The 22,650-nt window shown below is 42.4% G+C and carries 17 protein-coding genes; 14 read left to right on the top strand and 3 right to left on the bottom strand.

What is annotated here, in order from left to right; genetic code table 11:
- Positions 1-8: 8 nt before the first annotated feature.
- From hslR to pckA, 3 genes are all read left to right on the top strand, one after another.
- Positions 9-425 (top strand): ribosome-associated heat shock protein Hsp15, encoded by a 417-nt coding sequence (hslR, locus tag AACQ83_RS15285; protein WP_112878404.1) that lies wholly within the window; start codon positions 9-11, stop codon positions 423-425.
- 22 nt (positions 426-447) lie between these two features.
- The gene (hslO, locus tag AACQ83_RS15280; protein WP_112878403.1) at positions 448-1,320 is read left to right on the top strand and encodes an Hsp33 family molecular chaperone HslO; all 873 of its coding nucleotides are present in this window, start codon (positions 448-450) and stop codon (positions 1,318-1,320) included.
- A 214-nt stretch (positions 1,321-1,534) separates the two neighbouring features.
- Positions 1,535-3,154 carry a phosphoenolpyruvate carboxykinase (ATP) gene (gene pckA / locus AACQ83_RS15275; protein ID WP_112878402.1) on the top strand — a complete coding sequence of 540 codons (1,620 nt, stop codon included), beginning with the start codon at positions 1,535-1,537 and terminating at the stop codon, positions 3,152-3,154.
- A 47-nt stretch (positions 3,155-3,201) separates the two neighbouring features.
- On the opposite strand, the gene AACQ83_RS15270 is transcribed toward pckA, so the two are convergent.
- Positions 3,202-3,897 carry a pirin family protein gene (locus tag AACQ83_RS15270; RefSeq protein ID WP_112878401.1) on the bottom strand — a complete coding sequence of 232 codons (696 nt, stop codon included), beginning with the start codon at positions 3,895-3,897 and terminating at the stop codon, positions 3,202-3,204.
- Positions 3,898-4,615: 718 nt separating this feature from the next.
- Here AACQ83_RS15270 and AACQ83_RS15265 point away from each other — a divergent pair.
- From AACQ83_RS15265 to AACQ83_RS15230, 9 genes are all read left to right on the top strand, one after another.
- Positions 4,616-5,953, top strand: coding sequence for a sensor histidine kinase (locus AACQ83_RS15265; RefSeq protein ID WP_240000822.1), 1,338 nt, complete (start codon positions 4,616-4,618; stop codon positions 5,951-5,953).
- Positions 5,953-6,579: a response regulator transcription factor gene (locus AACQ83_RS15260; protein ID WP_112878399.1), complete on the top strand. Its 627-nt coding sequence runs from the start codon at positions 5,953-5,955 to the stop codon at positions 6,577-6,579. Before AACQ83_RS15265 ends, AACQ83_RS15260 begins: the two co-directional genes overlap by 1 nt.
- Positions 6,580-6,686: 107 nt before the next feature.
- Entirely contained in the window at positions 6,687-7,178 is a 492-nt protein-coding gene (locus AACQ83_RS15255) for a GlcG/HbpS family heme-binding protein (protein ID WP_112878398.1), read from the top strand.
- A gap of 261 nt (positions 7,179-7,439) precedes the next feature.
- On the top strand, positions 7,440-7,643 hold the full coding sequence (locus AACQ83_RS24675) for a hypothetical protein (protein WP_370446064.1): 204 nt from the start codon (positions 7,440-7,442) through the stop codon (positions 7,641-7,643).
- Positions 7,644-8,012: 369 nt separating this feature from the next.
- Entirely contained in the window at positions 8,013-11,285 is a 3,273-nt protein-coding gene (gene pulA, locus AACQ83_RS15250) for a pullulanase-type alpha-1,6-glucosidase (RefSeq protein ID WP_112878396.1), read from the top strand.
- Between the two features lie 408 nt (positions 11,286-11,693).
- A complete protein-coding gene (locus tag AACQ83_RS15245; RefSeq protein WP_112878395.1) occupies positions 11,694-13,154 on the top strand; it encodes a DUF3375 domain-containing protein in 1,461 nt (486 codons plus the stop codon).
- A gap of 41 nt (positions 13,155-13,195) precedes the next feature.
- On the top strand, positions 13,196-14,113 hold the full coding sequence (locus tag AACQ83_RS15240) for a DUF4194 domain-containing protein (RefSeq protein WP_112878394.1): 918 nt from the start codon (positions 13,196-13,198) through the stop codon (positions 14,111-14,113).
- Complete coding sequence (locus AACQ83_RS15235) at positions 14,106-17,501, top strand: ATP-binding protein (RefSeq protein WP_240000821.1); 3,396 nt, start codon at positions 14,106-14,108, stop codon at positions 17,499-17,501. Before AACQ83_RS15240 ends, AACQ83_RS15235 begins: the two co-directional genes overlap by 8 nt.
- Complete coding sequence (locus AACQ83_RS15230) at positions 17,498-18,694, top strand: Wadjet anti-phage system protein JetD domain-containing protein (protein ID WP_112878392.1); 1,197 nt, start codon at positions 17,498-17,500, stop codon at positions 18,692-18,694. Before AACQ83_RS15235 ends, AACQ83_RS15230 begins: the two co-directional genes overlap by 4 nt.
- Before the next feature lie 47 nt (positions 18,695-18,741).
- Here AACQ83_RS15230 and cynR read toward each other — a convergent pair whose 3' ends face one another.
- Positions 18,742-19,644, bottom strand: a complete 903-nt coding sequence (gene cynR / locus AACQ83_RS15225) for a transcriptional regulator CynR (protein WP_112878391.1) — start codon at positions 19,642-19,644, stop codon at positions 18,742-18,744.
- Positions 19,645-20,062: 418 nt separating this feature from the next.
- On the opposite strand from cynR, the gene AACQ83_RS15220 reads away from it, so the two are divergent.
- On the top strand, positions 20,063-20,722 hold the full coding sequence (locus AACQ83_RS15220) for a carbonic anhydrase (RefSeq protein ID WP_112878390.1): 660 nt from the start codon (positions 20,063-20,065) through the stop codon (positions 20,720-20,722).
- A 27-nt stretch (positions 20,723-20,749) separates the two neighbouring features.
- The gene (gene cynS, locus AACQ83_RS15215; RefSeq protein WP_112878389.1) at positions 20,750-21,220 is read left to right on the top strand and encodes a cyanase; all 471 of its coding nucleotides are present in this window, start codon (positions 20,750-20,752) and stop codon (positions 21,218-21,220) included.
- A gap of 255 nt (positions 21,221-21,475) precedes the next feature.
- On the opposite strand, the gene AACQ83_RS15210 is transcribed toward cynS, so the two are convergent.
- Complete coding sequence (locus AACQ83_RS15210) at positions 21,476-22,351, bottom strand: alpha/beta fold hydrolase (RefSeq protein ID WP_112878388.1); 876 nt, start codon at positions 22,349-22,351, stop codon at positions 21,476-21,478.
- Positions 22,352-22,650 lie beyond the last annotated feature (299 nt).

Below are 22,650 nucleotides of genomic sequence, written 5' to 3'. Positions count from 1 at the left end.
GAGGAAAAATGAAGGGTAATTCAGACTCCGATCAAGCTGTCCGTCTGGATAAGTGGCTGTGGGCGGCTCGTTTTTATAAAACACGGGCTATTGCACGGGAAATGATAGACGGTGGTAAAGTTCACTATAATGGTCAAAGGAGTAAACCGAGTAAATTGGTTGAACCAAGGGCTGAAATTAAACTGCGTCAAGGTAATGATGAACGTATAGTTGAAGTTCTTGCACTAAGCAATCATCGGGGCAGTGCGCCGGAGGCGCAGCAACTTTACCAAGAGACGGAAGCGAGTATTGCTAACCGGGAAAAAATGGCAATTGCTCGAAAAATGAATGCATTAACTATGCCTCATCCTGATCGCCGACCGGATAAAAAAGAAAGACGCACGCTGATTAAGTTTAAAAACACTAAATTAAGTGGGCAGGAATAACTTGCTCGAATGAGAGATATTTATGTTTAAACACGACCAATTACACCGCTTTTTATTTGAGAATTATTCTGTACGTGGTGAACTGGTTTTAGCCAGTGAAACTTACCAGCATATTTTGGAAAATCATGACTACCCGCAGCCGGTACAGCAATTATTGGGAGAACTGTTGGTAGCAACCAGTCTATTAACTGCAACACTGAAATTTGATGGTGATATTACGGTTCAGATTCAGGGAGATGGCCCGGTCAAACTGGCAGTGATTAATGGCAATCATCAGCAACAAATGCGTGGTGTCGCTCGTGTTGATGGATTAGTGACTGAAAATAGCAGTTTGAAACAGATGGTTGGTACTGGCTATATGGTTATTACCATTACGCCAACTCATGGTGAGCGTTATCAGGGAGTAGTTGCATTGGAAGGTGAAACACTGGCGAATTGCCTTGATGATTATTTCAGACAGTCTGAACAGTTACCTACTCGTCTATTTATCCGTACTGGCATTCAGGATGGAAGAGTTTCTGCTGGTGGTATGTTGCTACAGATTCTGCCGACGGCGGAACAGGGGTGTACAGAAGCTTTTGATCATCTGGCGCAACTTACTGCAACCATTAAAGGTGAAGAGTTATTTTCATTGGAAGTTAAGGAGATCTTGCACCGCCTTTATCATGAAGAGGATGTCATATTATATGAACCGCAAGCGGTCGAATTTCGTTGTACTTGTTCTCGCCAACGTTGTGCTGACACATTAGTTACACTTTCCGATGAGGATGTTAATCATATTTTGCAGAAAGATGGCAACATTGATATGGAGTGTGAGTATTGTGGCACGCATTATATTTTTGATGCTGATGATCTTGCTGCAATCAGAACAGAAAAAAAGAATCGGCTCCATTGATATTCTATCTAAACAAATTTTCTCACCTCTTAAGGCGCGGATTCGCGCCTTGCTATCAATATCCATCATATTCAAAACTGCTTTTGTGCCTTTGGCCCCAGATTAAACTTAAAAAAATAGTGGGTTTTCAATTTTTTGATAACTATCGCTGTTAATTAATCATAACTATTTATTATTGCTCACAGAAAAAGCGTGACTACCCAGGAGCAATAACATGAGTGTTAAAGGTATTACCCCGCAGGAACTCGCGGACTATGGAATCCATGATGTTAATGAAACTATTTATAATCCAAGCTATGAGTTGTTATTTTCAGAAGAAACCAAACCTTCACTCGAAGGCTGCGAGAGTGGCACTCTGACCAACCTGGGGGCTGTGGCTGTCGATACGGGGATCTTCACGGGGCGTTCCCCCAAAGATAAGTACATTGTTCGTGATGATGTCACCCGTGACACTGTATGGTGGGCTGACCAGGGAAAAGGTAAAAATGATAACAAGCCATTACAGCAGGAAACATGGACATATCTGAAAGGTTTGGTAACTAAACAGCTTTCAGGCAAACGTTTGTTTGTAGTTGATGCTTTCTGTGGTGCTAATGCAGATACACGATTGAAAGTCCGCTTTATCACAGAAGTTGCGTGGCAGGCCCACTTTGTTAAAAACATGTTTATCCGTCCGTCAGATGAAGAGTTGGCTGAGTTCAAACCAGATTTTATTGTGATGAACGGTGCAAAATGCACCAACCCGCAATGGCAAGAGCAGGGTTTGAACTCTGAAAACTTTGTTGCGTTTAACCTGACAGAGCGTATGCAGCTTATTGGTGGTACCTGGTACGGTGGCGAAATGAAGAAAGGGATGTTCTCTATGATGAACTACCTGTTGCCACTGAAAGGCATTGCTTCGATGCACTGTTCTGCTAACGTGGGTGAGAAAGGGGACGTTGCGGTCTTTTTCGGCTTATCTGGTACAGGTAAAACCACACTTTCTACTGATCCAAAACGTAAGCTGATTGGTGATGATGAGCACGGTTGGGATGATGACGGTGTATTCAACTTTGAAGGTGGTTGTTACGCGAAAACCATCAATCTGTCCAAAGAAGCGGAACCTGATATCTACAATGCGATTAGACGTGATGCGTTGCTGGAAAATGTTACTGTACTGACAGATGGCACGGTTGATTTCCATGATGGTTCAAAAACTGAAAACACCCGTGTTTCTTATCCTATCAACCATATTGAAAACATTGTTAAGCCGGTTTCCAAAGCGGGCCATGCAACTAAGGTCATCTTCCTGACTGCGGACGCATTTGGTGTGTTACCTCCGGTATCTCGCCTGACACCTGAACAGACTCAATATCACTTCCTATCTGGTTTTACGGCAAAATTGGCAGGTACCGAACGTGGTGTGACTGAACCAACACCTACATTTTCTGCTTGTTTTGGTGCTGCATTCCTGACTTTGCATCCAACCCAATACGCGGAAGTGTTGGTAAAACGTATGCAGGCAGCAGGTGCTAAGGCTTATCTGGTAAATACTGGCTGGAACGGAACGGGTAAACGGATCTCGATTAAGGATACCCGTGGAATCATTGATGCCATCCTAAATGGTGATATTGAGGAGGCTGATACCATTACATTACCTATTTTCGATCTAGCGGTTCCGACAGCGTTGCCGGGTGTGGATACCGATATTCTTGATCCACGTAAGACTTATGCAGATAAATCTCAATGGGAAGAGAAGGCGAAAGATTTGGCTCATCGTTTTGTCGACAACTTTGATAAATATACCGATACCCCGGCGGGGGAAGCTTTAGTGAAAGCAGGCCCTAAACTGTAATTGTGAATTTTTTAGCCTCATCCGTTAGGGTGAGGCTTATTTGATATTTATATTGGAGGAAGGTCAAACAACAATATTTCACTATCACTGCTGGTGCTAAGTTGAAAATTGACTTCATCTCGAATAGCCAGACCATCGCTGGTGGTGGCTTTGACACCATTAACCGTTACTTCGCCACGAATGACTTGAATCCATATATAACGGCTTTTTTCTGTAACATATTCGGTGGTTTCGTGATCCTTAAGTACCCAACGCCATAAAGTCATATCCTGAAATACTTTCATTGAACCATCCTGGGCATCAGGCGAGAGCACCAATTGGCGGCCTTGTACATCATCAAAACGGCGTTGTTCATAGCGCGGTGTTAAACCCGTTTTACTTGGGATGATCCAAATTTGATACAGATGCAATTGGCTATCACTGTTCGGATTGTATTCTGAGTGGCGAATGCCGGTACCTGCGCTCATAATTTGGAATTCACCAGCAGGTACTCGCTCTTTATTTCCTATACTATCCTGGTGTTCAACGGCACCAGAAAGAACATAGGTCAGTATTTCCATATCCTTATGCGGATGGGTACCAAAGCCTTGACCTGCTTTGATGAAATCTTCATTAATGACTCTCAATGCTGAGAAATTCATAAAATTAGTATCGTAATAGCTGGCAAATGAGAAGGTATGCCAACTAGTTAACCAGCCATGATCGGCATGGCCACGATCTGAGGCTTTGCGTAAATGGATCATATTTAAATCTCCTCAATGGTTCTTACAGTCTAATTGAGAAGAGATAGCATTAAAGCTTAAAAATCTGACTTAAAAATTCAAATATTTTAAACAAAGGGTGATTGGATTAATTAATAAAAAGAAGCCAGCACTTGGCTGGCTAAAGTAAACACTGGAAGCAATGTGAGCAATGTCGTGCTTTCATCTGTACCCTGAAGGCAGTTCATCTGAAAGCGATACGAATGATAATAATTATCACTATCGATTGTAAAGTGTTTTTTCTGGTCAAATATAGAATAATGGTGAAGATTTATCTCAATTATTTGATAAATATTGCTATTTTTTTAGATATCGGTGTGATGCCCAAGGGAAAGAAAACCCTTTCATCGAGTCGATTTATTAGGTGATTACCTTAGATTATTCAGTAAATTTGACATGATATTAAGAGCTTTGATAGGGGTCACCGAAACCCTTATCTGGGGTCTATCTATCGAAATAATTTGATCAGGGGCATGAAACATGCTTAGACAAAATAAGCTAGAGCTGGAGTTTCATTTACCATAGGCAACTATTTATTTTAAGAAATGTTTTGATGAAATAATTACGCTATAACGAATTTTAATATGCTGCTCAATGCTAAATGTTCTCTAAAATTCAACTCATTCTGTTTAATAGCCGTTTCTTTTATATATTCTGACTGTATTTTAACGTCATGAAAGATATCTTTTCAGGTAATCATATGTGGCATTTTTTGGCGTGGGTTGTGTTAACAGGTTTGACTATTTGGGGAATGATTAATCATTCACTAAATCAGAATTATCAACAACAAACAGTTTCATTTAATATTCTTTATCGAGAGCTGAGTGAAAAGCTGGCACAACATGACGCGATTGTATCACTAACGAATACTAATATCGAATTAGATCAGCTACAGGAAAATTTTCCACAAATCGTCGGATTACAAGAGATGCCAATGAATGTATTAATATTCCCTATAATCAGTGAAGAGGGAGAGGGAAGATATTGGCTTAATAGTAAACGCGATAATATCCGGTTATTAATAGATCTTAATATCTTAATGAAAGATCTATCATTATTTTCACAATTTCGAATGGTACAACTGGATTGGAATAATCGCCCATTGATTACGTATGGGTTGGAGAAAGAGCACTATTTTTGGAACTGGGAGAAAAAATTAACTAATCGTTTTCAGTCTTTTGTGCTCAAAGTGGGTAACGATCAACAATGGTCTAAACTTCCGTGGGGCTATATTGCTTGTCTGAGTTTTCTATGGGCAGTGATTATCTGTTTTATCTTTTTAATTCAGAAGAATAAAAGGTTGAGGAAAATTTCTGATTTACGAGCACATTTCTTTGAATTTACCCGCTTAAATACAATGGATGAAGTGGCAACAGGTGTTGTTCATGAATTAAATCAGCCCTTGACGGCGATTATGAGTTATAACCAAACTGCATTGCGGTTAATGAAAAAGCAGCAATATGATAAAGTGACGCCGATACTAGATTCATCAATTTTGCAAACTCAACGCATCGCAAATTTATTAACGCAATATCGTCAAAAACTGACTGCCGGTAGTATTATTTTTCAATCTGTAAATATTCAATCGATATTAGGTCGAGTTGAGATATTGCTTGAAAATGAAATTAAGGCCGGTAAGATCAAGATAATAAAGCATATTTGTGATGAGTTGCCAATGATATCTGCCGAGCCGTTATGGATTGAGCAGATATTTCATAATTTAATCAGCAATGCTATTCAGGCACAGCAAGAGCAAGGTCAGCCAGAATATCAAAATTGGATCTGTATCGATATCGCTTATATTAATGAAATGATAAGAATCACGATAACAGATGGTGGTCCTGGATTAAATGATGAAGCTTTAAAAAACGTGTTTATTCCATTCTTCACAACACGCCAACAAGGTATGGGGTTGGGAATGACATTAACGGAAACATTAATTCATAAACTTGGTGGTGATATTAATGCTGAAAATTGTGAAACAGGAGGAGCGCGTTTTATTATTTGGTTACCAACTAATAAAGGTAAGGAGAAATAATGGCGGCAGTGATTTATCTTATTGATGATGATGAAGCGATCCGTGATTCATTATCTATGTTATTAGAAACAATGAATTGGCAGGTAAATTCATTTCCTGGTGCGCAACAATTTCTTGATGAAATGGGTAGCAAGAATATTGCAGCGCTTCAGGGATGTATTTTATTGGATATTCGTATGCCGGGAAAACCTGGATTGGTATTGCAGGCCGATCTATTGAAACTCAATAGTACATTACCGGTCATTATCATGACCGGACACGGAAATATTGATATTTGTCGTCGTGCTTTTAAAAATGGTGCTTTCGAGTTTTTAACCAAGCCTATTGATGCAGATTTATTAATTGAAACAGTTTCAAGTGCATTATTATTTCATCAGAAAGTATTTAAGCAACGTCAGATATATGAACAATTGAAGATGAAATTCAGCCAATTATCTGAACGTGAAAGGGAAGTGATGAAAATTATTTTGGAAGGTAAAACCAGCAAACAAATTGCTCAACAGTTATCATTATCACCACGTACTATTGAGGTTCATCGAGCCAATATATTTCATAAATTGGATATACATTCTTTACCGCAGTTAGTCAAAGAGTATGAATTATTTAAGTCATTATCTTATGACTAAGTATTTCTACTGAGTCGAATAAGTAATTGGCCGAATAGCTATAGCCGATAAATCTCATTAAGTTAGAACAGGATAATTCATCAACTTAAACTTAATGAGGTTTACCTATGAAACATTCTCTTTTCTATACTGTCCTAGCAGCAGGTTTATTCGCTCAATCTGCTTTTGCTTCATCATTAATTACTGAACGTAATATTACTCTTGAGGTAGCAAATAAATTAGCTTCTGAGGCAATTCAGTCCTGTAAATCGAATAATTATAACGTGGCGGTTTCTGTTATTGATAAAAGTGGAGTTTTAAAAGCGGTTCAGCGTATGGATAAAGCCGGGTTGCATACCGTTGAGGCGAGCAAAATGAAAGCTTATACCGCGTTATCTACCCAGAGAACGTCAGAGGACGTAATGAAAACCGCACAATCAAATCTTGGTGCTCAATATTTAGGGGATATCCCAGGCTTCCTATTACTTGGTGGTGGTGTTCCAGTTAAATCTGGTGATGAAGTGATTGGTGCAATTGGTATTGGTGGCGCACCGAGTGGTTCTTTAGACCAACAGTGTGCTTTTGATGCAATTCAGAAAATTTCATCAGATTTATCTTAATCATAACAAGTTATAAAATGTACAGGGATAACGATAATAAAATAAATCTCTATTTCTACTTATGATTAAAACATTCGTTGTATTGATATTAGGAATATAGAATTTAGGTTTAATATATTTCATTATCATAATTTGCACAGAGGCAATAACTGGAATGAAGTTATTGCCTCTCATTGATTTTGTTTATGGTTAACAGGCCATATTTAGTCTCAGTTTTATTTTAAAATAGCGACTTTATAAATAAGTATATTCTTGGCTAATGTGTATATAATTAGTTGTGTTATCGATAATATAAATAAACAAGGCCATATTAAAAACATAAGGAATTTTACATATCAAGATATGCAATATTATATTAATTATCCAGATTATAATCTTATTTTAGGCTATTGTTTTGGTCGCAATGATCAAGCTTTATGTTTTTACACAGGTGCAGGTCATGTAACAAATTACACTTATATCTAATGCAAGAAAAATGCAGGATTAGGAGGGAAGGAATTACTTAATAATCCTGCATTACGAAAAGTGTTTTTTTTTCAGAAATAATAAAGTTTGTGAAAATATATAAAATGACAATGACTGTATTTGACATCATTTTAATCTGTATCTAATGGAGTAATACAAATAAACTCACACATAGGCTTATGTAATAAAAGATCATTACATTATTATCGTGCGCAATATCACAAAAAAGTATCTACTCCTAACTCCTACTCCCTATTAATATCAAAACCAGGAGGATGCTGACTCATCTGAGACATTATTTAATATTTCATTCCTATTTTATTAACAATAATATCGGCGACGATTTATTTCTATTAAAAAGGTCTGATTATGGTAGCTCACTTCTGGAAAAGGGCTTACCTAGCCCTATTAAGCAGTACGTTCGTTTTACTACTGGCAAGCTGTGATAACAATAGTTCTTTACCCGAATCCCCGGAGGAACCGATGGCGCATATCCCTAATAAAGTACCCAGTGAGGCTGCTACTGCCGGCAATTTTCAGGCAGTGATCCACTTGGTGGACATTGCTAAATTAAGTCAAAGCCCAACAACGAACCGTGACTACAGTACCAACACCCTCTACTTATGGAATGATCAAAATTGTGATGCCTTGGCTTCCCCTTCATCAAGCTGGAACGACACCAGTGCAATTCCCACCGGCAGCGATAGCTATGGGCCTTACTGGGTAATACCGTTAACCAAGGACGAGGGTTGTATCAATTTTATCGTGCGTGATGGTAACAACACTAAATTGATTGACAGTGACCTGAAAATTTCCTTCTCCGATTTCAGTAACCGTACCGTCTCTGTGATACCCGGCAATTATCAAATCTATGGCAGCCGCGCGGCAGCCTTTAATTCCGTGTTTGGTGTTTCTCAGGCTTCGGCACATTGGGTCGATGACCAGACTCTGTTATGGTCGGGTGGAGCGGATAAGCCTTATGTCCGCTTATATTACAACCGAAATGGTAAGGTGGAAGCTAACGATGAAGGAAACTTCATCGATAACTATCTGACGTTAACGCCGACGACTCTGAACCAGAAGACGGCTGAGCGATTCCCGCACTTGAAGAAATTAACAGCGTTCCGCCTGCCAGAGAACACGGATGTTGATACACTGCTTACCGGTGATCTGGTGGCGTTGGCGACCAATGAAGCTGGCTTGCTATTGTCGGCTACTCAAGTACAAACGGCTGGTGTGTTGGATGATTGCTTCGCTAACGATGCTGACATGCTGGAATATGGTGCGCTGGTTAGCGATACCGGTGTTACCTTTCGCTTGTGGGCGCCTACTGCTCAGCATGTTGGATTGGTTATCTATGATGCAAATAAACAGGTCATTGCCAATCATGCAATGAACCGTGATCCTGCTAGTGGTTCCTGGTTATGGCAAGGTGATAAAGAGCTGGTTGGTGCTTACTACCGCTATGCTTTAACGGTATACCATCCATATTCCCGTAATGTGGAGCACTACGAAGTTACTGATCCCTATTCTCACAGTTTGTCCACCAATTCGGAGTACAGTCAAGTCATCAATTTGGATGATGAGGCGCTAAAACCACAAAATTGGAATAGCCTGATCATGCCGCGTTCGCAAAATACACCGGCGGACATTGCGCGTATGACCATATATGAAGCTCATGTTCGTGATCTCTCCGTTGCAGATAACACGGTACCGGAAGCTTGGCGAGGTAAATATCTGGCTCTGACTGCTAATGACAGCGATATGTTCAAACATCTTAAAGCACTGAGTCAGGCTGGAGTCACTCATATAGAGTTGTTGCCAGTATTTGATGTGGCTTCCATTAATGAATTTAGCAACGAAGTGGCCGATCTTAATCACCCATTTAGTCGTTTGTGCCAGGTTAATTCAAAGGTGAGAAGCAGCCGTTTTGCTGATTATTGCAATGGTTTACAGACCGTGGGTGAAGTGTTGCAGGAGTTGAAGAGCGGTGATAGTGCCAATAACCCGCAGGTACAAGAGCTGAATGCAATGATTGCAGAAACCGACTCCTACAACTGGGGCTACGATCCGTTTCATTACTCGGTACCGGAAGGTTCTTATGCTACAGATGCGGAAGGTTCGATACGTATAAAAGAGTTTCGCGCCATGATTCAGGCCATCAAGCAACAATTGGGGATGAATGTGATCATGGACGTGGCGTATAACCATACCAACGCAGCCGGACCGACGCACCGATCCTCGGTATTGGATAAGGTAGTGCCTTGGTATTATCATCGTTTGGATGAGATCACGGGCAATGTTGAATCTAACACTTGTTGTCACGATACGGCGCCAGAGCACCGCATGTTCGCTAAGCTCATTGAAGACTCATTGGTTACTTGGGTTAAGGACTATAAGATCGACGCATTCCGCTTTGACTTAATGGGTTTTCATCCCAAGGCACAGATGTTATCGGCGCTGGCAAAAGTACGCGCGATTAACCCATCGGTCTACTTCTTCGGTGAAGGTTGGAATTCCGGGCAGGACGACCGTTTCGAGATGGCTTCACAGATTAATCTTAAAGGCACTGGAATTGGTACTTTCTCTGATCGATTACGCGACGCGGTACAAGGTGGTGGGCCGTTTGATTCCGCTGACACTATTCGTATTAACCAGGGAGTGGGCAATGGCGCGGGAACGTTACTGAACGAAATGGCTTGGTTAGATGCTAATGAGGTGCGTCATCTGGCGGATCTGGTACGTCTTGGCATGGCGGGTAATTTGGCTGATTTTGTGATAATCGATAAAGATGGGACGGTAAAAACGGGTAGGGAAATTAACTACAAAGGCGCTATAGCCGGTTATGCCGCTGATCCCATTGAGGTGATTAATTATGTCTCTAAGCACGATAACCAAACGCTGTGGGACATAATCAGCTACAAAGCTTCACGTGAGGCGAATCTGGCAACACGAGTTCGTATGCAGGCAATATCCCTCGCCACGACATTCCTTGGACAAGGATTGGCCTTTGCTCAACACGGATCGGAGTTACTACGTTCAAAATCTTTTACCCGCGATTCCTATAATTCCGGTGATTGGTTTAACCGTGTTAGCTACACTTACCAAGATAACAACTATGATGTTGGTATGCCGGATCAGCGTGTTGATGGCGAAAATTATGCATTGATTGAAAAAGTGAAAAATGTGGTAGATAAACCGGGCCGGACTGAATTATTACAGATGGCGGTTTTTTATCAGGAATTGTTGCGCTTGCGTCAATATTCACCACTGATGACTCTTGGTGATGGTGCATCGGTTAAACAACGTGTTGATTTCCGTAACGTTGGGCCGCATCAGCAGCTTGGGTTGCTGGTGATGACCATAGATGATGGTAATACTACTGGTGATGACCGTGATTCGCGATTTGACGGTTTGGTGGTGATGATTAATGCGGCTCCACATCCTGCCACAGTAAGAGATCTTAACGTCAGAGGGTTGAAGTTGAATAATATTCAAAGGGAACTGGGCCATACATCTCTGGCGGCGGGTACCAGAATTGCGAAAGATGGCGCGGTCACGCTACCGGCTTGGTCAGTAGCGGTGCTGGTTTTGCCGCAAGATGGGAAGCGCGGTACTGGTTTGCCTGTTCGTAGAAAGTAACGCGTAGGCGTTTTCCATTGTTTGTATCGGGGCGGTTTGTCCAGACCGCTCATTTTTACCTTGAAAAGGTACTGCCACCGCTTTTCTTGTTGATGATAATTGAGACATTGTTTATCTCCTTATTATCTGTCTGCGCTAGCAGTTTTTGTTTTTCACCATCATGTTGTCGCTATTCTTCAAAAATAGGTGACTTTAATAAGTTTAATTCTCCCATTGGTCGCAACGCTGAATAGTTTAAAAGTCAGTAATTTGTGTTGACATAATAAAAAAATATGATGATATGGTTTTATTTGATTGTATCGATTGTAAATTATACAAAATTCTTGGTGGTGGCTTTTTGGAAAGGATGGCTGTGGGCTAATGCTCATCTAATCGCTCTTTATTCATCACCACACAGAGGGAGGCAAGTTGAATTTCCAAGGGTTACAGGCAAAGTACCGCCGTCTATTTCAGGAAAGTGCTGCCTGGAAACTGTTGAGAGCTGATAATGCTCCTGTAATTTTGGCATTTTTGGGGGAGTTATTTTCCGAGGATAGTGAAGTCCCTTTTGGTCGTGCCCGTGTGTCACTTGATGCAGAGTTGGTACGCTGTCGTGAACTTGGCATTTGGGAAACTGAAACGGGAGCGGGTACTTATCTCAATAAATGGATTCGGGAAGGCTGGTTGCGTGAGATGGATGACACATTAACTAAAACGGATGCCAGTGAAATTGCACTCCGTTTTAGCCAGGGGCTTGATGAACGCAATTCAGGAACCACTGCGTCTCATCTTCGAATTGTGCAGGAAGCGGTCAGGGACTTTGCAGTAGCGATTAGCCCAAATGCCGATGAGCGTGTCGCACTTTTGGAAGATAGAAAATCTGAGATCCAAAGAGAGATTGATGCTCTAAGGGCCGGCGTTGTGACCGAATTAACCGGGGCTGAACAGCGGGAAAGAATTCGTGAAATTTACCAACTGGCTTCTGTTTTAACGGGTGATTTTCGCCGTGTTGAAGATGAAATTCGTCGGTTGGATCAGGAAATTCGTATTCAAATTATTGAGGGGGACTCCACTAGAGGAGATATCCTGCTTGCTGTTTTAGAAAAAGAGGCATTACTGGCTAAAACTGACGCCGGTAGTGCGTTTGAAAGCTTTTTTGATTTGTTATGTGATCAAAATAGAACTATGGAGCTACGAGATCAGCTTCGCAGTATTTTAAGCCGTCCGGTCGCAGAACACTTAAGTGCCCAACAGCGGCAATTCTTAAGTCAGCTCATGAGAGAACTAAGCCGCGAGAGTGACAGAGTTTTTCAAATTAGGCGAAGAACGGAAGAGAGTTTGCGTGCTTACATAGAGAGTGGTACTGCTCAAGAAAATCGTGCGGTTGATAGATTGCTTGGTCAATTGGAACGACTCGCCATTGAATTAAAGAACTCAGGTTATGACTTACAAACGGCAACAACTCTGTCACTGCCCGTTGGCGCGGCAAGTATTAGCTCTCCTGAAAGCATGCTGCTTAAATCACCTGATGAAAAGCTGGATACTTCAGGTGCTGAAGAACAGCTCAACTCTCGGGAACCGAGTATGCAAATGCTGGATTGCCTTGATGTTGTTCAAATTCGATTAATTGCTGAGAGGGCGTTAGCAACGTTAAAAGAGTTTGGTCCAATGACAATTGCGTCTATTGCAAATTATCAGCCGATTAATTCAGGGTTGGAGGAGTTAGTTGCCTATTTGCGGGTGGCCAAATCTGTCGGGGCTGCATTATTGGAAGAAAAGGAATCAATTGAAATCAGTGACAAACGGGGAGTTCGCTTGCGGGCGTCTATACCCACTTTCTTGCTGAGTGCTGACCTGTTTCCAGATAGTTTGGATGAATTGGTTCTTTAGAGTGAATAGAAAATGGTTGTATATATATAGTGAGGGCTGTAATGCATGTAGGTAAAAAGTTGAATAAAGATAATGGCGCCCTCGCTACCTCTGGGAAGTCTCATTCCGATCCTCAGGAAGAACAGAAAACAGGGTTCTTCGATCAGTTGATAAAACACCATACTCAATCAGAGTATGATCCGCTTACAGATACAGCTGGCGTTGAATCTGATGTTGCTTTTTCGGTTGTCAACCAAAGCCCATCCGGTGAAGTTGATGATGTATTAGTCAGTAAGCACGTTGAAAACTCAAACAGTGATATGCCGCTGGATGCGCGCCGGGTGCTGGTTAGCTTGCTGCGTCAGGGCGTTATTTTGTCTTCGCAGAAAGCTAAATTGTTTGAATTACTTTGTCGATACCAATGTGCTGTGCGCAAACATCTGTCAGAAGTCTATTTGAAGTTAATCTTAGATGAAAAAGCAGGTGTTGCCTTTATAGCTGGCTTTCAGAATGAGGAAGATACTGAATTATTGGGTATAGATGATGAAGAGGTTGTCTCTCTGATTAGCCGAAGAACGCTCTCTTTATACGATACATTGTTGCTGTTGGTGCTGCGTAAACATTACCAGGACCGGGAAACATCGGGAGAGCAAAGGGTTATCATTGATATAGAACGTATAGAATCCCATCTGACACCGTTTTTACCGCTGACAAACAGTACTAAATCTGACCGGAGAAAACTCAAGGGTGCTCTTGAGAAAATGGTGACGAAAAAAATATTGAGTTCGGTCCGAGGAAGCGAGGATCGCTTCGAGATTACGCCGGTGATCCGCTATGTAGTCAGCGCTGAATTTCTCGAAAGTATGCTTAATGAATACCTGAAAATAGCGGGAGAGAAGGGTATTGAGCTAAATAAAAATGGCAGCGACGCTGTTGATTATCAAAATGAAGGGGAAGAGACAGGAGATGAAAATGACTGATCAAACTCTTTCGGCTAATTCATTATTTCATGTTGGTCAAATCAGATTAGCTGAACTCTCAGTTTATAACTGGGGGTCATTTAATGGCTTGCATACCGCGTTGATAGATCCTATGGGAACGCTAGTCACTGGAGATAATGGCGCCGGAAAATCGACATTTATTGATGGCCTTATGGCTTTGCTGCTTCCTGCCGGAAAGGCAACTTTCAATGTAGCTGCGGCACAGGGTGATCGTTCTGACCGGACTTTACTTTCCTATATGCGGGGAAGTTTTGGATCTGCCCATGACGGAGCGGGGACGAGAGTCAGAAGTAAGCGTGAGTCTGGCGTAGTGACTGGGCTTAGAGCTTTATATCAGGGTGATGATGGGTCAAAAATCACGCTTGCGGCGCTTTTCTGGATTACTAAATCGACGAATGTGCTCGCGGATGTGACACGAGTTTATGTTGTTGCCAAAAGAGACCTGGCTCTTAAGGAAATGCTGAATGCTTTTGGGAACGGTAATGCTCGGGCATTCAAGCAATGGCTTCGTGATGACCCGACGATTACGTGCTGTGATGATAATTTTTCTGATTATCAAGAGTTGTACCGAAAGCTCCTGTATATGGACAATAAGAATGCGCCTGCACTTTTGTCGCGGGCGTTAGGTCTGAAAAAAATTGATGATTTAACCGGGTTGATTCGTGAATTGGTACTGGAACCGAGTACGGTCAAGGATGATGCTAAAAAGGTCGTGGAAGAGTTTGCTGATCTGGTGGCAATTCATAGTCAATTAGTGGATGCAAGAGCACAAAAAGTGCACTTATCCAGGTTACCTGAACTCAACGCAATTATCGAAAAAACAACGAAAGAATTTGCGGAGCTGATAGCTGAGAAAAATAGTCTCCCGGTCTACTTTGGGGAGATTTTCGCACAATTGTGGAGTGAAAAAATTGCCGATATTGAGGCTGAACTGGAAGCGCTACTCCTCAAAATTAGCCAAGCTGAAGAGCAGAAAGTGGATGCGAATAAGTTGGTTGAGCGAAGGCACGAGGAATATCTTCAATTTGGTGGGGATAAAATAGAGTCGCTGAGAAAAGAGGTTGATCATACCCAAGCTCAATTGAGTCGGGTGGTTAGAAATTCATCGCAATATCAAACTCATGCTAACGAGCTGGCTCTTCCTTCTGTATTAGAGGAGGCGGTGTTTCTTAAAAATCAATCCGTAGCATCAACCCGGCTTGCCAGTATTCAGCAAGAAGAAGGAGAGTATCAGGACAGGTTTGCCACCATCAGTGCTAAATTCAGTGAGCTACAAGCCAATATCCATGATATCTCTCAGGAAATTCGTGAGATCGAGGCAAGACCCGATTCCAATATTGATGTGAAATATCAGCAACTGCGAGATGAACTGGTTAATTCTTTAGAATTAAGTAAGGACCAGTGTGTATTTATCGGTGAGCTTATCGATGTCGAAGATCGTGAAAAGAGCTGGCAGGGCGCGATAGAGAGGGCGTTAGGCGGGTTACGAACCACACTTGCTGTGCCACATCATTGTTATTCGATGGTGACTCGTTGGTTGAATACCCGACATACCGGTTTACATGTCCGTGTTCAAGTTGTGAATGATTCTACAACTCAAGATCAATCGGTGGTGTTTAAGTCTGATGGTTATCTAAGGAAACTGGTATGGCGTAATCACCCTTATCGAGAGTGGCTCAAGCACCATTTGCAGCGATTTGACCTGCAATGTGTTTCAAGTACGGAAGAATTGGATCAAACCCCGTTTTCGATGACACAGCAGGGGTTGATGCACATGGATAAGGGGCGCTTTGAGAAAAAAGATCAGCACCGGATAGACGACAGAAGGCGCTGGTGTCTGGGTTTTTCGAACAAGTCACGTTTAGCCATTCTTAATAACGATAAAAAAGAGTTAACTCTGCAACTGGCAGAAACCGAGAAAAAGGTGAGTCAAGCCCGTCAAGATTTGAATTCTGTTTCTGATCGTAAAATTCTTTGGGAGAAGATCCAAGGTTACCGCTGGGATGATATTAATGCTCCTTACTGGCACGAAAAGCTTTCTGATTTGCAGGCTGACCTCAAGGTGTTGGAACAGTCAGGGGGTGATCTTGATAAGGCCAGAGAGCGTTGGGAGTCGGCTAAAGGGCAGCTAGCTCAAATTCAATCGGTATTAAATCAGCTCAACTCTGATTCTGGTGGCGTTAAAAATACGCTGAAAAATGCAAAAGAGGAATGGAGCAAAGCGCAGGAAAAAGCGTCGAAAGGATTACCTGATTCAGCCCGGCAATTACTTGCGATTCGGGTTGGCGTACTTAATACAAACGATTTAGGCCGGATGTCTGAATTGGTATTGAGAGTTGAAGACGATTTAGAACGTCTGTTAGATATTAGCCGAAACAGTAAAGACAAAGCGGAAAGATTAGCCATTAGCATTATGGTCTCATTCAGGTCTAACGATAAATGGCAAGTCTTCACGGTTGACTGGCAAAGTAATATTGATGGCTTACCTGATTATCTTAATCATTTGCGACAACTGGAAGAGGAAGGGCTTCCCAACCTTGTGGAGCAGTTTATTGAGCGGTTGAATAAGCATGCAACGCAGTCACTGGCGCGGATTAAAACTAAGCTTGAATCTGAACGGGAAGATGTCCTCGAACGGATTGATATCATTAACCGGGTCCTTAAGCGTACAGAGTTTCGATCAGGGACACATTTAAAGCTGGGTTCAAAGAGAGAGAAATTCCCACATGTTAATGAGTTTGAACAGCATTTGCGTAAGGTGCTGAGTCAGGTAACCAGTGATGACCATGAAGCACGGTTCCGTCAATTGGCTAAAGTAGTTGAAATACTTGGGAAAGCAAGTGCGCCAGGTTCCTCAAATACATTAGAAAGTTTAAGGTTGCTTGATCCTCGTTATCAGATGTCATTTTATGCCGAAGAGTTGGATAGTAATACCGGTGAGATTCGTGATGTATTGGAGTCATCCAGTGGAAAGTCAGGTGGCGAGAAAGAGTCATTTGCGGCGACTATTGTCGCGGCAAGTTTGGCCTATGTTTTGACGCCAGATGGCTATGATCGTCCGGTTTACTGTACTGTTTTCTTGGATGAGGCATTCTCAAATACGGCTGAAACGGTAAGTCGGCGGGTGCTCCGAGTATTTAGAGAGCTTCATATTCACGTTAATTTGATTACGCCTTATAAAAACCTGAATCTGGCAAGGGAATCTGCTCGTTCACTGCTCATTGCGGAAAGAGATCAGGAAAACCATGACAGCCATTTATGTGAAGTGACTTGGGAAGAGATTGACCGGAGAATGGGCGAAGAGAAGGAGAAAAAGTTGCCTGATGAGGCTGCTGATCTGGGTATTGAGTTTGAGAAACTGACATGAAAAGAGGGCAGTATGAGGTGCGTTGGGGGTTATTGCCAGCACAAGTTAAAAGCATCATTAGGCAGCGTGAGTGGGATAGTCTTCCCTCACTAAAAGCCCGGTTACTGGGCATCAAGGCATTCCCTATTCGCGTTGGCTTGAAGCCACCCAAAGGGAATTCTGCCATATTAGATATAGTTCATTTCCAACGGTTTATTGATGAGTGGAAATCATTTCCCCATCAAGATGTCGTGGAGTGGTCTTCTAAGAATTTCAGGGAGCTATCTGAGCAACGCATTCCAACTTTTGTTGTCATTGAATCGATGCAATGTCTGATTCAATTTTTAGGGAGTGATGCCCTTTCCCGAAGTAAGGTATGGGAAAGAAATATGAAGCCATTTTTGTGGGTTAATAAAGATCTCTATCCTGCATTGGTTAAGTGCATAGATATTGTGGAAAAACTCTCGTTGAGAGATGCGGAATTATTAGCAAAGTTGCTGCCACAATTAAAGCAAGGCTTAGGGGAAGGGCAATATCTAAGAGCACTGCCACTCATTGGGATTGATACTAAGTTTCTTGAGAATCACCAAATCCTGATCGAAGAGTTGGCCGATATCATTCACAAGGGAGCTGTTTCGGCATCAGGTGGTCTTATTGCTTGGTTGGGGTGTTCAATAAACCCCAAAGGTTGGTTAACTATCAGGCCGCTTTGCCGTGCTGTGATGGCTGCACTTGGTGGAATACCGATACTACAAATACCCGGCGAATTACTTAGACAGTACGAACTTCCGGCATCGAATATATTAGTAGTAGAAAACCTACAGTCTGGTCTGGCATTACCCGAAATGTTTGACACGATCGCGGTGATAGGAGGAGGGAAAAACATTGCCTGGATGGATGCAGTCTGGTTGAAAGATAAACGTGTAGGATATTGGGGAGATATTGATACTTGGGGTTTGTCTATTCTCAGTGACGCCAGAAACAAGTTTGTGGATATTGAGCCTCTGATGATGGACGTTGAAACTGTTAAAGCCCATGAAGAGAGAATGGTTCCTGAATCAAATCCAGTTGAATCCAATCCTTCATCGCTAAATGAGGATGAAGCACAGTTGTTTAATGATCTCATTTCTGGCCGGTTCCAATCTTCACGTTTAGAGCAGGAGCGCCTTTCATCTGATTACATTAGAAACAAGCTTATGAATTGGTTGCCCTAACACAGAAGGGAAGCCGCCAGACACGATGTGTTTTCTATTTATCATTATCAGAAATCGTCACTTTCTTGGTATACATCGAAACGGTGCGTGATCAGATTGGCAAACGCCTGGCTCGCAGCGCTTCGATATGCGCCACGGCGCCACAACAGTACCGCATTGCGTTGCGGTAACGTAGGTTGAATGGCAATGGAATAGAGCCTTGTCTGTTCGTGGGCTATGACATCAGGCAACAAAGTTGCGAGTCGTCCCCGACGGATAATTTCTACGATTGCACTGACGGAGTTGGCCTCAATTGCAATGTGTGGCGTGATCCCCTGTTTCTGGAAGTACAAATCAATATGGTTCCGCGTTGCAAAGTCTTTACTTAGTAGCGCTAACCCTTCATGTTCCAACATTTTCGCCGTTAATGATGTTTGTTGACCAATGAGTCGATGCGATTGACCAACGATCAGGCTGAGTGTTTCGATGAACAATGGTTCGCTATCAATGTCGGGGGAGCGCACTTCTGAGAACGCGATGCCGAGATCGAGCTGGTTCTCTGCTAAAGAGACTTCTATCTGATCTTGTGTCATTTCCTTAATATTCAACGTAATTCCTGGATAAAGCGCGTTGAAACGTTCTACCCAAGGGCCGATGAAATAAGTAGTGAAGGTGGGTGTCATTGCTAGCCTGAGCAATCCGCGGCTTAAATCCTGCACATCATGAATCGCACGCTGTCCGGCATCCAGATCCTGCAACGCACGACGGGCGTAACTTGTGTATACCTCGCCAGCGTCAGTCAGTCGTACAGTCCTTCCAGAGCGATCGAACAGTTGCACGCGCAGTGACTCTTCAAGTTGCCTGATTTGTTGCGATAGGGTTGGTTGTGAGATATGAAGTTCCTCTGCGGCGCGTGTGAAGTTCTGATGTTTGGCAACTGCCAGCAGATAACGAATGTGTCGTAGCAGCATATCAATTAACTATTTGAAAATAATATGGAAGTAATGACATCCTGATCTTTGAGACTATAGAAATATTCGCTCATTTTTCACCTGTTGGCTGTCTTATCGGCCACGATGGGGTGAAGACTATAAGGGCTTCCTGAACATGTCAACGCCGTGTTGTACCTTTAGTGTTAGCGTTGGTGGTATTACCCCGTAGCTTATCTTGAGCTGATCACGAAACTTGGTTACATCATGTAAACACTATGGCGTCATCATTTGTCGTTTATAAGATGTAAATAACAAAAAACAAATACGTTGCCGCAGAACGACAATAAACTATTGGAAAATACTATAGCGATGATAGTAATCCGATCTTTGACGCTATAGATAAATTCGTTCATTCTTTATCCATTCGCTTTTTTATCGATCACGATGGAGTGAAGACATGCAGGATATTATTGAAGGTTTTTTACAATTCCAGCACGAGGTATTTCCAAAGTGTTGCGAGCGTTTCAAGCGGCTTGCCACCGGCCAAAATCCGCGTACTTTGTTTATTGCGTGCTCCGACAGCCGTGTGATCCCAGAGCTTCTGACTCAGAGTGAGCCAGGTGATCTGTTCGTAATACGCAATGCTGGTAACATCATTCCGTCGTACAGTGCAGAATCTGGCGGTGTTTCCGCTACCGTTGAGTATGCGGTCGCTGTGCTTGGGGTCACTGACATTGTGATCTGCGGACATTCAGATTGTGGTGCTATGACCACAATTGCGACCTGTAAATGTATGGATCACCTTCCCGCGATTACCAGCTGGTTACGTTATGCGGATTCTGCGAAAGCGATTAATCAGGCACGTGAGCATGTTAGTGAGATTGCTCGACTTGACTCGATGGTGCGTGAAAACGTAATCGCTCAAATTGCTAATATCAAGACCCACCCGTCCGTGGCGCTTGGGCTGGAACAGGGACACTTGAATCTACACGGCTGGATTTACGATATAGAGGCTGGTTCGATCGATGCTCTAGACGGCTTGGTCGGCCAATTTGTTTCGCTTGCGGACTATCCACATGTTTCTGCAACACAATCCGTGTTTCACCACGGCATTTAAATAGCTTATTAATCCAAAGGAATCATTATGACACAATCTCAATACTCCCAAACTCCCAGGCTGGTCCTTACTGATGCTATCATCGACGCTAAGATACGCAAGAATTTGACGTTTGAAGATATCGCACAAGGAACTGGTCTGAGTCTCGCATTCGTCACCGCAGCATTGCTCGGCCAGCACCCATTGCCAGCCGATGCTGCGAGGATTGTGGTTGACCGGCTTGAACTTGGCGAGGATGCACTCCTTCTGCTGCAAACCATCCCTGTACGTGGCAGTATTCCCGAGGGTATACCGACTGATCCGACTATTTACCGATTCTATGAAATGTTGCAGGTTTATGGTTCAACCCTTAAGGCGCTTGTCCACGAGAAGTTTGGTGATGGCATTATCAGTGCGATTGACTTCAAACTTGATATCAAAAAGGTCGATGATCCTAATGGCGGTTCGCGTGCTGTCATTACGCTAGATGGGAAATATTTGCCGACTAAACCGTTCTAAAGCAATTGCAATTGTTGGCATCAGCAAGAGGTTTGAATTTGAGAGACAAATCTCTTGCTGTTTCAAATTAAAGTTTATTAATTAGCCATTTCGGGTTTTTTATAAAATGTATTTGAGATTCAAGTATATAACTAATTGAGTTATGGGTAAGTGTCGCATTTGGTCCGTTGATAATAATTGCTACATCTGTGGCCTGTGATATATCTGTATTTGGTGTACTTTTATTCATCATAGTTCTCCAGAGGATTAAAGGGATTATGGCAGGTCTGAAGGGATTATGGTCCCGGCAGGATAAAACGACGGGTCCGCGCAGAACTGATCAATAACCTGCATCAACTGCGAAGGACGCTCATAAATGACCGCATGTCCACACTCTATCTCTGTATAGCGTGCGTCCTGAATGGCACCAAACAGATCTTTGCTGTGACGGATAGGTATCATTTGATCGTGTGTACAGCCGATAATTAGCGTTGTGGCTTTTATCGTAGGAACAAGTTGGGAGATATCAACCCGGCCATTAAGATCCATTTGTAACGCTTCAAATTCCCCCGGCACAGCATTTTCAAATCCGATTGCAAGCTGATCTGGAAGCATATTGACATGATTGGGAGAACTGAAAGCGCAAAATATCATAAAGTCTGCAATAGAGGGTGATTGGATCTCATATAACTGACGCCAGACAGATAAAAATCGTGCTAACTGTGAATCTGTTTTCACCCATCCTGCGATCAGAACCAAATTACGAACCAGGTCCGGACGCTTAGCGGCAACAGAAGCAGTAACGACAGCACCCAACGAGTAACCTATCAGTGTGACAGACTCCCCCGACGCCGCTGTTTCAATAACGGCTTCGACCTGTTTTTCAAGATGTTCAAGGGTAAGCGTTTCGTTTGCTTTTACTGGTTGAGAAAAATCCAGGGATATAACTCGATTTTCCGAGGCAAGTAGTTGAAAGAGATAACCGAAATGTATCTCTGTGCTGCCGCCAGTGCCATGTACCAAGACGATAGGATTTCTCTTGGCGCTATTCTTAATTGGATCGAGAGGTTGGGATGTGAAAAATTTTACATCTTTTCCATCTACGTTTATGACATTTTCGTTGATATTAAATTTTTGTTGGGACTTATTCATGGTAATTAAATCTCTCCTGATAGGTATGAGTTATATAGAAGCCAAATATATACCCGTCATCTTTCAAGTTGCCTCTTTGTTAGCTGCACTCACTCACCCCGGTCACATAGTTATCTATGCTCCCGAGGATTCGCTCCCTTGCCGTCGCGATGCATCTTGAAATCCATAGGGTATAGATAATTAAACAATGATCTTGTTAGTTGCTTAATTAAATTAATAACTAAGTATAGAGTTATTGTCAAATTATAAAATTAAAATAGTATTGCGCTTGAATATTCATATTATTACAAATTCCAATA

This window comes from Photorhabdus sp. S10-54, assembly GCF_963878145.1.
Classification (GTDB): Bacteria; Pseudomonadota; Gammaproteobacteria; order Enterobacterales; family Enterobacteriaceae; genus Photorhabdus; species Photorhabdus kayaii.
Note: the sequence above shows the minus strand (reverse complement) of the source record. Positions and strands in the feature narration are given on the sequence as shown.